This window comes from Stenotrophomonas sp. 3diitr2024 (assembly GCF_042136455.1).
In the GTDB taxonomy this organism is placed as follows: domain Bacteria; phylum Pseudomonadota; class Gammaproteobacteria; order Xanthomonadales; family Xanthomonadaceae; genus Stenotrophomonas; species Stenotrophomonas sepilia.
Map to the genome: position 1 here is coordinate 1 of NZ_JBHHMJ010000238.1, position 2,760 is coordinate 2,760.

Annotated in this window: 1 protein-coding gene; it reads left to right on the forward strand. The window is 66.8% G+C overall.

All coding sequences use genetic code 11. The features are described 5' to 3' along the window. The first annotated feature begins 56 nt into the window (after positions 1 to 56). Positions 57 to 2,651, forward strand: a complete 2,595-nt coding sequence (locus tag ABGA94_RS05495) for a M14 family zinc carboxypeptidase (protein ID WP_375366608.1) — start codon at positions 57 to 59, stop codon at positions 2,649 to 2,651. Positions 2,652 to 2,760: the final 109 nt, after the last annotated feature.

Consider the following 2,760-nt stretch of genomic DNA (forward strand, 5'->3'; position numbering starts at 1 on the left):
CCACCTGAAGGGACCGGCCGCGCGACCGTCTGCCGTTGTGTTCCTGGGGAGTCACCGTGTCCTTGCATCGCCGTGCCGTTCTTCCGTTGCTGCTTGCCGCCGCCACTGTACTGTCCTGCCCGCAGCCGGCGCAGGCACAGAGTGCCTATTTCTTCCCGCAGGCCACGGATGCGGCAGCCTTCGATGCAGCGGTGCCGACACCGGAGCAGTTCCTCGGCTACCCGATCGGTAGCCGCTACACCCGGCACGACCAACTGGTGGCGTATTTCCAGGAGCTGGCCAGACGCTCGGACAAGATCAGCGTGCGCGAGATCGGACGAAGCTACGAGGGCCGCCCGCTGCTGATCGCCACCGTCACCGCCGCCGGCAATCACGCGCGGCTGGAACAGCTGCGCCAACAGCACGCGACCCTGGCCGATCCGGCGCAACCGCGCAGCGCGGCCGGTGACAGCCCGGTGGTGGTGTGGCTGGGTTACAGCGTGCATGGCAACGAGACGTCCAGTGCCGAGGCGGCGATGCTGACTGCTTACTACCTGGTGGCCAACCGCAGTGCCGAAACCCAGCAGTGGCTGCAGCACGCGGTGGTGCTGTTCGATCCGGCACAGAACCCGGATGGCCGCGATCGTGCGGCCAACTGGCACAACGCCTGGGCCTCCGATCCGGCCTCGGCCGACCCGGCCGACAAGGAACACGTCGAACCGTTCCCGCAGGGCCGCACCAACCACTACTTCACCGATCTCAACCGCGACTGGCTTGCCCTCACACAGCAGGACTCGCGGCCGAAGGTGGAGGTGTTCCACCAGTGGTACCCGAACGTGCAGATCGACTTCCACGAAATGGGCAAGGACAGCACCTACTACTTCGAGCCCTCGCCGAAGAGCATGCACAGCCCGCTGATTCCGGCGGCGTCGTATGAATTCAACAAGACCCTGGCCAAGTACCACGCGCAGGCGCTGGATGCCTTGGGTTCGCTGTACTACACCGGCGAGAACTTCGACAACTTCTCGCCGGTGTACGGTTCCACCTACCCGGACTTCCATGGTGCCGTCGGCGTTACCGTCGAGCAGGCCAGTTCGCGTGGCCGCGTGCAGGAATCGGTGAACGGCCTGCTGACCTTCCCGTTCACCATCCGCAACCAGGTCGCCACCGGGCTGGGCACGGTGCGTGGCGCGGTAACTGAGCGCAGCGGCCTGTTCGACCTGCAGAAGCAGTTCTTCCAGAGCGCGCTGAAGCAGGCCGCACAGCAGCCGGTGAAGAGCTTCGTGTTCGGTGATGTGCATGATCCGGCACTGACCCGCCGCCTGCTGGAACTGTTGCTGCTGCATCGCATCGAGGTACGCGCGCTGGAGCGTGCAATCACCGTCGATGGGCAGCGCTTCGATGCCGGCAGCGCCTACGTGGTGCCGGTGCAGCAGGCGCAGTTCCGCCTGGTGCATTCGATCTTTGCCGAGACACCGCCGATCAAGGGGGATGTGTTCTACGGCAGCACCAGCTATGCGATCGCACCGGCCTACGGCGTGGCTTTCGCCGGCAGCCGTAGCCGTATCGAGGGTGGCGCACGCGTGACTGCGCTGCCGGCTGAGCAGGGCGCGGTGCTGGGTGGCCAGGCCGGATTCGCGTACGCGATCGACTGGCGCGACTACAACGCCGGGCGCGCGCTGGCCGCGCTGCAGGGCAAGGGCGTGAGCGCACGTGCGGCATTCCAGCCGTTCACCACCGCGACCGCGCAGGGCGACGTCAGCTTCGCCGCCGGCAGCCTGGTGATTCCGGTTGCCGGGCAAACGCTGCAGGGCGCGGCGCTGCTTGAGGCAGTGACATCGGCCGCGCGCGAGGCAGGTGTGCAGGTGCACGCGCTGTCCAGTGGCCGCAGCCGCGAAGGCATCGATCTGGGCAGTGACGGCGTCAAGGCGCTGCGCAAACCCGCGGTTGGGCTGGTGATGGGTGAGGGCGTGGCCGCCACCGAGATCGGTTCTGCCTGGTTCCTGCTCGACCAGCAACTGCACCTTCCGGCCAGCAAGCTGGACCCACAGCAGCTGGGCAAGGTGCCGCTGGACCGCTACACCACGATCGTGCTGTCCGGTGGCACCTATACCGGCGTCGATGCCGCGGCGGTGGCTGCACTGAAGCGCTGGGTGCAGGCCGGTGGTTCATTGGTGACCTATGGCAGTGCCTCGAAGTGGGCGATCGAACAGAAGCTCGCCGACGGCGAGAAGCTCGGCAAGGACGAAGAGACTGCCGACGAGAGCCGCCGTGCATTCGGCGACCAGCGCGACATCGCCGCGATCGAGCGGGTCAGCGGCAACATCCTCAGCGCCGATGTGGACACCAGTCATCCGCTGGCGTTCGGCGTGCCGCGCCGGCAACTGGCGATCAACAAGGAGAACACGGTGACGCTGCAGCCGAGTGCGAACCCATTCTCGACGGTGGTACGCATCGACACGCCGCCGCGGGTGAATGGCTATCTTTCCGAGCGCAACCGTGCGCGGGTGGCGGGCAGCGCGTGGCTGCTGGTGTCGGCGCAGGGGCAGGGCAACGTGGTGCTGTTTGCCGATGACCCGGCGCACCGCAAGTACTGGCACGGGACGGATCGGCTGCTGATCAACGCGATCTTCTTCGGGAATCTGGTGAATCCGAGTAAGGCGCGGGGTTGAGGCTTTGCGCGCCTTGGTTGATGCGCTTGGGGGAGGCCGGGCGGGCTGCGCAGGACACGCCGTAAACCCGTCCTTGGGGGCTCGATGGCGCCATCCATGGCGCCAACGG